This window comes from Xylophilus sp., from assembly GCA_009914555.1.
GTDB lineage: Bacteria > Pseudomonadota > Gammaproteobacteria > Burkholderiales > Burkholderiaceae_C > WNDY01.
The window spans coordinates 1-7,867 of the sequence record WNDY01000102.1 but is presented as its reverse complement, the minus strand read 5'-3'; the positions used below and the strand labels follow the sequence as shown (position 1 = coordinate 7,867).

Genomic DNA, 7,867 nt, shown 5'->3' with positions numbered 1-7,867 from the left:
ATGGTGATTCGCCCGAGCCGTTCTTCGGCTTGAAGCTCTTGATCGACGCCCAGGCTTCGATCAGCGTGCCATCGACAGAGAAGTGGTCCGTTGACAGCAGCCGCTTTACCTTGGGCTGCGAAAGGATCGCACCCAGGAACTTCGCGGCGATGTCGCCTTCCAGCAGCCGGTCGCGGTTCTTCGAAAACACCGAATGGTCCCAAGCTGGATCGTCAATGCCAATGTCGACGAACCAGCGGAATAGAAGGTCGTATTCCAACCGCTCCATCAAAAGTCGCTCAGAGCGGATTGAATAGAAGGCTTGCAGAAGCATGGCGCGCAGAAGCTTTTCAGGCGCGATCGATGGCCGCCCGATCGGCGAATAGAGCGCTGCGAACTCCCGTTCCAGCAAAACGAGCGCGTCGTTCACGATCTGCCGGATTGCCCGCAGCGGATGATCACGACGAACACGATCCTCCAGATCGACATAACTGAAGAGTTGACCTGTCCTCACATCGCCGCCACGCATCCATCAACTCCGAATCTCCACAAAGCCAATGAATCACGACCAAAGTCTTCACGCCAGGCCTTTTTCAACAGCCTGCTAGGCCACATATTCGGACTCCGAGTTTTCTGCCAGCAAATGATAGAACGGCTGATCGCGGCGCGGCCGGGTCTCTTCAGGGATGGACTCATACCATTCCTCGGTGTTCGCAAATTCCGGATCGACATCAAAAATGATCCCTCGGAAAGGAAACAGTCGATGCTTGACCACCTGTCCGATCTGAAACTTAGCGTGCGTTATCTGTGTCATACCCATGAGACATATGTAGTTCACCGCGCGCTGAATTAAAGCTGCGGGAGGTTTCAGGTTCGGTTATTGAAGCGATTTATTATTTTGTCGCGCTTTTCTCGCGATTAGGGAGTTTCGGAAGCCGCGGCAACAGCTGAGAAAAGCCGCTGCCAGGGCGTAGGCCTTCACGCATGAAGAATGCGCGGAGCGGCGCAAAAGAGCGCAGCATTTCCAAGCCGACGCCGCGTGCAATCTGTGCCGGCAGCATAGGCGAGAGCAGTGAACGGTTGAGTGCATCCACCGAACCTGTGCGGGCCAGAATATCTGGACGACGGCCACGATCATAAGCGCGGATCACACGGTCCGAACCGGGGTCCGATGGATCGCTTGCAATGGCCTTGATCAGTATTTCGACGTCGCGTGTGCCGAGATTAAGCCCTTGCGCGCCGATAGGCGGGAACACATGCGCTGCTTCACCGATTAAAATGGTGCGCTTTGATGCAAATGAAAGCGGCACCATTCCCGATAGCGGCCACGCTTGCGGACGGATATCAATCGTCACCTTGCCAAGCATTGATTGCATCATGTCTTCGATGCGCTGAGCGAGGGCCACGTCATCCAATGCGAGCAGCATTTCGGCACGGCCTGAGTTCACCACCCAGACGAGACTTGAACGTTTTCCCTTAAGCGGAACCTGTGTGAACGGGCCTTCTTCTGTATGAAATTCGGTCGAGATGTTCTCGTGCTCGACTTCATGCGCAAAAGAAAGCACCACGGCCGTCTGCGGATAGCTCCAGCGACGTGTGCGAATACCAGCAGCTTCGCGTGCAGCGGAATTGCGTCCATCAGCTGCTACGACAAGACGGGTATGCAGCGTATCGCCGCCTGCAAGCGTTATGGTGACGTGATCGCCATTGTTGCGATATTCGATTGCAGGCTGCGTGATGCGTTTAATTGTAGGGTTGTTTTCAACCGCTTCCGTAAGCTTCTGGTTCAACGCTGCATTGGGGATGTTGTAGCCAAAGGCTGTTTCATCGATTTCGCCTGCGCGGAATGTTACGGCGGGGCTGCGGATGAGACGCTGCGTGGCATCGACAATACGCATTGAAGCAAGAGGAGCAGCCTCAGGTGCGATATCGCCCCAGACACCGATTTCTTCAAGAAAGCGGATAGCTGGCATCATCAGCGCTGTGGTGCGGCGGTCGTTTCTGTCGGTTTCCGGACCGAGCAGTGCCGTGCGATAACCTTTGGCGCTTAGGGCCAATGCGGCCATCATTCCGGCAGGGCCACCGCCACCGATTGTGATTTCGGTGAGGGGCTTTTCTACAACCACGTCATTCATAGTGCTCAATCCCTGGCCAGAAACTTCCGGCCCAAAGCGATTCTTATCGCGTCGTATTTGTTGCCACTTAACCGCAAATGGCGGTCAAAGGCCATTGTTGCATAAGCTAAAACCCAATCTTTGGTGGAATGAGGGCGGTTTTGTCTCACGACTTACTTGCTCTTTTCGCCTTATTCGCGGAAAGCTTTGTGCAACAGCATGGCTTCCACCGATCATTCGCGTTGGAGGTCTTATCTGCCGCTTTACGCCTTGTTGGAAGATTGAAGGCGGCGATCAAGAGAAATGGCAAACGGCGTGAAAAGCAAACTAACCGGAAAACTCAAAGCCAAGAAAGTGACTGCGCCACAGGCGAAGGCATTTTCTGTTCATCTGCTCACCGCGTCCGGTTCGTTTCTGGCGTTTCTGTCAATCGTGGCCGCAAGTGATGGCCGCTACACCGCTATGTGGTGGTGGCTTGGCCTTGCATTGTTCGTCGATGGCATCGACGGACCAATCGCGCGCAAGCTCGAAGTCAAATATGTGCTGCCGAACTGGTCGGGCGAATTGCTCGACAACATTATCGACTATGTGACCTATGTTTTGATACCCGCCTTTGCGCTTTATCAAAGCGGGTTCATGGGGACGAACCTGTCGTTCATATCCGGTGCGATTATCGTGGTTTCGAGCGCGATTTACTATGCCGACACCGGCATGAAGACGAAGGAGAACTTCTTCAAAGGCTTCCCGGTCGTCTGGAATATGGTGGTTTTTACGCTCTTCATTGTCCGGCCCGGAGAATGGGAAGCCTTCGCCATTGTGGTTCTGTCGGCGATCCTTTCCTTCCTGCCAATCAGCTTCCTGCATCCGGTGCGTGTGGTGCGTCTGCGCCCGCTCAATCTGACGATCTTTTTACTGTGGTGTGCCTTTGGCGCTGCAGGACTTTACTATACGCTCGATGCGCCGCTCTGGGTGCGCGTCGGCATCACAGTGACCGGTCTTTATATCTACTTCATCGGCGCAATCATGCAGTTCTTCCCTAATCTCGGACGAACTGCTGCTGTTATCGCGGCTGAACAGGCTGCAGAAGCGAAGAAGAGAGGCTGAGGAAACCATGATCAACGCTATTCGGGTTCACCAGACCGGCGGTCCGGAAGTCCTGCAATATGAACAGATCGAGATCGGTGAGCCGGGAGCAGGTGAAGCCAAGGTGCGCCATGAGGCCATTGGGCTGAACTTCATCGACGTTTATTTCCGCACTGGGCTTTATAAGGCAGCGCAGATGCCGTTCACGCCGGGCAACGAGGGGGCAGGCATTGTCGTGGCGGTCGGCTCTGGCGTCGAGAACCTCAAGGTTGGCGATCGGGTTGCCTATGCAGCGATGCCCGGTTCCTATGCCGAAGAGCGCATTTTGCCTGCCGACAGGCTTGTTAAAGTACCTGACAGCATCGAACTGAAAACCGCTGCTGCCATGATACTTAAGGGCATGACGGCGCAATATTTTCTGCGTCAGACCTTTGTTGTGAAGCCGGGACACACGATCCTGTTTCATGCGGCAGCAGGCGGTGTCGGGCTTATTGCTGGTCAATGGGCGAAGCATCTTGGTGCAACCGTTATCGGTACAGCCGGATCGGAAGAGAAGATCGCTCTGGCCAAAGCCCATGGGTATGACCATGTCATCAATTACCGCACCGAAAACTTCGTTGAACGTGTGAAGGAATTGACCGGCGGCGAGGGCGTGAATGTTGTCTATGATTCCGTGGGTCGCGACACCTATATGGGGTCGCTCGATGTTCTGAAGCCGCTGGGCATGTTTGCCTGCTTCGGCCAGTCATCCGGCGTTATTCCTCCGTTTGATCTCAATCTTCTCGCTCAAAAGGGTTCGCTTTTTGCCACCCGCCCGACGCTGTTTAATTACGTTGCAAAGCGTGCTGAACTCGAGAAGACGGCGAACGAGTTGTTCGATGTCGTCGCAAGTGGTGCAGTGAAGATCGAAATCAACCAGACCTATGCGCTAAAAGATGTGCGTAAAGCGCATGAAGACCTCGAAGCGCGCAAGACGACGGGTGCGAGTATTCTGCTTCCGTAATATAGAAGCTGTGAGCACGATCCCGAAAAGTTGCGTGGCTTTTTGGATCATAAATTGCGTGAAATGAATCGGCGGTGTGCATATGTCCTCCGCCGTTTTCTTTTTGGCTTTTCAAGAACGAACTTGCTGGATAAGGTCGTTCAAATATAACCTTGGGGAACAATGTCAGCGCCTTTATCCGACCGGCCTCTTTTGGATGTCCGCCGACTCACTAAAGTATTTGGTCAACTCAGAGCGTGCGATGCGGTAGATCTCGTCATCGAAGCTGGGGAAATACACGCCCTTTTGGGTGAAAACGGTGCTGGCAAATCCACATTCGTGAAAATGCTGTTCGGCGCGCTCCAGCCTCTGGAGGGCGAGATCGTCTGGAAAGGTCAGCCGGTAACGATCAACGAACCAGCTACGGCAAGAAAACTTGGCATCGGCATGGTTTTCCAGCATTTCTCGCTGTTTGACTCGCTCACTGCTGCCGAAAATGTGGGGGCAGGCTTACGGTCTTCCGATTGATCCGCAAGCCCATGTTGGTGACCTCTCGGTCGGTAAACGCCAGCGTATCGAAATTGTGCGCTGCCTTTTGCAGGAACCGGACCTCATCATTCTTGACGAGCCGACATCGGTTCTCACACCGCAAGGAAGCTGACCGCCTGTTTGAAACGCTGGAGCGTTTGAAGGCGGAAGGCAAGTCGATCCTTTATACCAGTCATCGCCTCGAAGAGGTGAAACGGCTTTGCGACCGCGCCACTGTGCTGCGTCACGGCAAAGTCGTCGCGCATTGTGATCCCAGACAGGAAACGGCTGCATCGCTTGCCCGCATGATGGTCGGCAATGACATCAAGGTCGTGGCACGCAGCCCCATGACAGCTCTGGAAGCACAGGCAGCGCCACTTTTTAAAATCAAAAACCTGTCTCAAGCTCCGCGCGGTCCGTTTTCGACTGCACTGAAAGACATTTCTCTCAGCATCAGAGCCGGTGAAGTTGTTGGTATTGCTGGCGTTGCCGGTAATGGGCAGGGCGAGTTCTTTGAAGCCATTTCGGGCGAGGTTCTGCAATCTACGCCCTCGTCGGTACGCATTCGTGGCACGGATGCTGGCAAACTCGACATTAGTGAGCGCCGCATGATGGGCGCAGCTTTTGTGCCGGAAGAGCGCCTTGGACATGGCGCGGTGCCAACGCTGACGCTGACCGACAATCTTTTCCTTTCGCGCTATAAGACCGATGCGAAGGCCTTCATGCGCGGCGGTAGGTTGAAGCTTATTGCCGAAAGCGCGCTGCGCTCGGCTGCAAAGCGCATCATCGATACAATGGATGTGCGTAAGAGTGCGGAAAATCCACCAGCATCGGCCTTGTCGGGCGGTAATCTGCAGAAGTTCATCATAGGACGCGAGCTGGACCGTTCTCCCTCTGTAATGGTCGTCAATCAGCCAACATGGGGCGTGGATGCAGGCGCTGCGGCGCATATCCGGCAGGCTCTGGTTGATGTCGCCCGCTCGGGTTCAGCCGTGCTTGTGATTAGTCAGGATTTGGATGAACTGCTCGAAATCAGTGATCGTATTGCCGTGATGAACCATGGCGCGCTTTCCGTTCCAATGCCTATCGTAGACGTAACGCTGGAAAAGATTGGCCTTCTGATGGGCGGCGTTTCCGGCTCGGATCAGGCGGGGGCAGCTTGATGCGTATTGAACTCGTAAAACGTCCGCAGCCTTCAAAAATCTTTAGCGCCGTTTTGCCGTTGCTGGCCTTGGCGCTTACGCTTGTTTTTGGTGGTATTGCTTTTGCGTTGATGGGCAAAGACCCGCTTCATGCGCTTTATGTCTTCTTTGTCGAACCTCTGTTTGACGTATGGTCTTGGCATGAGCTTCTGGTTAAGGCCACACCGCTTATTCTGATCGCTATTGGTCTTTGTGTCTGTTTCCAGTCCAACAACTGGAATATCGGCGCTGAAGGCCAGTTCATTATTGGCGCAATTACCGGTTCGATCCTGCCGGTGATGTTCCCCGATCTGCAGATGTGGATCGTATTGCCTTTGATGATGCTGATGGGCATGGCGGGTGGAGCTGCCTATGCCTCCATCCCAGCGCTTCTGAAAGTTCGCTTCAACACCAATGAAATTCTTACCAGCCTGATGCTGGTTTATGTCGCGCAATTGTTCCTCGACTGGTTGGTGCGTGGTCCATGGCGCAATCCGGAAGGCTATAATTTCCGGAAACGCGCCAGTTTAATCCAAGTGCGGTGCTGCCTGAAATCTGGAGTGCATCGGGCCGTGCCCATTGGGGCTTCATCTTTGCCATTGTTGCTGCGGTGCTGGTCTGGTTCCTGCTCGCCAAGACGCTGAAAGGCTTTGAGGTCAAGGTTATCGGCCAAAGCCCGCGGGCAGGGCGCTTTGCAGGTTTCAGTCGCGGTAAGCTGGTCTTCTTTGTCTTCGCAATTTTAGGCGCACTGGCTGGTCTTGCAGGTATCGCAGAAACCTCCGGTGCCATTGGCCAGCTACGTCCTGTCATCTCACCGGGATATGGCTTTACGGCGATTATCGTTGCCTTCCTTGGAAGGCTAAATCCGATTGGTGCGATTGCAGCCGGTTTTGTACTGGCACTTTCATACCTTGGCGGCGAGGCGGCACAGGTTGCCATCGGTATCTCCGAAAAGTCAGCGCGCGTGTTTCAGGGCATGATCCTGTTTTTCGTGCTCGCTTGCGACACGCTCATTCACTATCGCATCCGCTTTGTGGCGGCTCGCTCAGCAGGAAAGGCCTGATCAATGGATTTGACACAGGCAATCCTCCTCACCATCGCAAAGCTGCAACACCGTTGCTGATTGCAGCCATTGGTGAACTCGTTGTCGAACGCTCTGGTGTCTTGAACCTTGGCGTCGAAGGCATGATGCTGATGGGCGCTGTTTCGGGGTTTGCTGCCGCGCAGTTCACCGGTTCGGCGTGGCTCGGCATGATTGCCGCCATTCTGGTAGGCACGTTGTTTTCAGGCATTTTCGCTTTTCTGACACTGTCGCTTGTGACCAATCAGGTCGCAACGGGTCTCGCGCTCACTATTCTCGGCATTGGTGCCTCAGCCATGTTGGGCGAAAGCTTCGTCGGTATGCCAGGCGTGCGTCTAGCAGGCTGTTGAAGAAGTCTCTGGTTTGGCCTTCAGCACGGCCTCGTCTCCGCTATCGTATGCGAACGTGATCTCGATCGCGCCATCATCGAGTAACTCGGCATGACCGTCGCCCGATACTTCGTCCATTTCATCGCTTCCGCGCCATCTGAAGAAGACCATGGACGTGCTGTAGCCGAGATCGAGGCTCGCTTGCATCGCACCGAAGGCGATTTCGCCATGCCCGTTGGCCCCGATGGTGATTGTGGCGGGGTCAACCAGGTCGAGATAATCCCGATCCCATAGATCGGCCTCGACGATCCGCCAGCGGCCAATCAGGCGGCAGTTCGGGGCCGCGCTCATGACGACACCGCCAACAGTTTCGGCAGCCGCACCAGATCATAGGCGGCGGCCGCGAAGGTGAAGGCCCATCCGACGCGGTCGCGGCCACGGAACTTCGTCTTGTCCTGCCCCGCGACGGTCTTGATCCAACCGAACGCCTCCTCGATGCGCTTGCGGATGCGCAAGCTGACCCCATAGCCGGAATGGCGCGTCGTGCGCCCGTCAATGGCCGAGCGGCGACCATTGACGTTCTGCGCCAC

General features: G+C 55.0%; 12 protein-coding genes and 1 pseudogene. 8 read left to right on the top strand and 5 right to left on the bottom strand.

Going from position 1 to position 7,867, the window contains the following annotated elements; genetic code table 11:
* The 3 genes from GAK38_RS22935 to GAK38_RS22925 all read right to left on the bottom strand — a co-directional run.
* A partial coding sequence (locus tag GAK38_RS22935; protein WP_325346951.1) for a transposase occupies positions 1–508 on the bottom strand: 508 nt, incomplete at its 3' end.
* Between the two features lie 75 nt (positions 509–583).
* Positions 584–799 (bottom strand): heat shock protein HspQ, encoded by a 216-nt coding sequence (gene hspQ / locus GAK38_RS22930; protein ID WP_325347212.1) that lies wholly within the window; start codon positions 797–799, stop codon positions 584–586.
* Positions 800–872: 73 nt separating this feature from the next.
* A complete protein-coding gene (locus tag GAK38_RS22925; protein WP_325347211.1) occupies positions 873–2,114 on the bottom strand; it encodes a UbiH/UbiF family hydroxylase in 1,242 nt (413 codons plus the stop codon).
* Positions 2,115–2,396: 282 nt separating this feature from the next.
* Between GAK38_RS22925 and pcsA the strand changes: the two genes are divergently transcribed.
* The 8 genes and pseudogenes from pcsA to GAK38_RS22885 all read left to right on the top strand — a co-directional run.
* Positions 2,397–3,197 carry a phosphatidylcholine synthase gene (pcsA, locus tag GAK38_RS22920; RefSeq protein ID WP_007878870.1) on the top strand — a complete coding sequence of 267 codons (801 nt, stop codon included), beginning with the start codon at positions 2,397–2,399 and terminating at the stop codon, positions 3,195–3,197.
* A gap of 7 nt (positions 3,198–3,204) precedes the next feature.
* Positions 3,205–4,179, top strand: a complete 975-nt coding sequence (locus GAK38_RS22915) for a quinone oxidoreductase family protein (protein ID WP_325347210.1) — start codon at positions 3,205–3,207, stop codon at positions 4,177–4,179.
* Positions 4,180–4,341: 162 nt separating this feature from the next.
* Positions 4,342–4,686 carry an ATP-binding cassette domain-containing protein gene (locus tag GAK38_RS22910; RefSeq protein ID WP_325347209.1) on the top strand — a complete coding sequence of 115 codons (345 nt, stop codon included), beginning with the start codon at positions 4,342–4,344 and terminating at the stop codon, positions 4,684–4,686.
* On the top strand, positions 4,655–4,819 hold the full coding sequence (locus GAK38_RS22905; protein ID WP_325347208.1) for an ATP-binding cassette domain-containing protein: 165 nt from the start codon (positions 4,655–4,657) through the stop codon (positions 4,817–4,819). The genes GAK38_RS22910 and GAK38_RS22905 overlap by 32 nt, the downstream gene beginning before the upstream one ends.
* Entirely contained in the window at positions 4,779–5,849 is a 1,071-nt protein-coding gene (locus GAK38_RS22900; RefSeq protein WP_325347207.1) for an ATP-binding cassette domain-containing protein, read from the top strand. Before GAK38_RS22905 ends, GAK38_RS22900 begins: the two co-directional genes overlap by 41 nt.
* The gene (locus GAK38_RS22895) at positions 5,849–6,511 is read left to right on the top strand and encodes an ABC transporter permease (protein WP_325347206.1); all 663 of its coding nucleotides are present in this window, start codon (positions 5,849–5,851) and stop codon (positions 6,509–6,511) included. Before GAK38_RS22900 ends, GAK38_RS22895 begins: the two co-directional genes overlap by 1 nt.
* Complete coding sequence (locus GAK38_RS22890) at positions 6,478–6,930, top strand: ABC transporter permease subunit (protein WP_325347205.1); 453 nt, start codon at positions 6,478–6,480, stop codon at positions 6,928–6,930. The genes GAK38_RS22895 and GAK38_RS22890 overlap by 34 nt, the downstream gene beginning before the upstream one ends.
* Positions 6,927–7,262: pseudogene (locus GAK38_RS22885) on the top strand (ABC transporter permease subunit); the annotation flags it as partial. The gene GAK38_RS22890 and the pseudogene GAK38_RS22885, both read left to right, overlap by 4 nt.
* A gap of 21 nt (positions 7,263–7,283) precedes the next feature.
* Here GAK38_RS22885 and GAK38_RS22880 read toward each other — a convergent pair.
* The gene (locus tag GAK38_RS22880; protein WP_325347150.1) at positions 7,284–7,628 is read right to left on the bottom strand and encodes a hypothetical protein; all 345 of its coding nucleotides are present in this window, start codon (positions 7,626–7,628) and stop codon (positions 7,284–7,286) included.
* A partial coding sequence (locus tag GAK38_RS22875; RefSeq protein WP_325347151.1) for a transposase occupies positions 7,625–7,867 on the bottom strand: 243 nt, incomplete at its 5' end. The genes GAK38_RS22880 and GAK38_RS22875, both read right to left, overlap by 4 nt.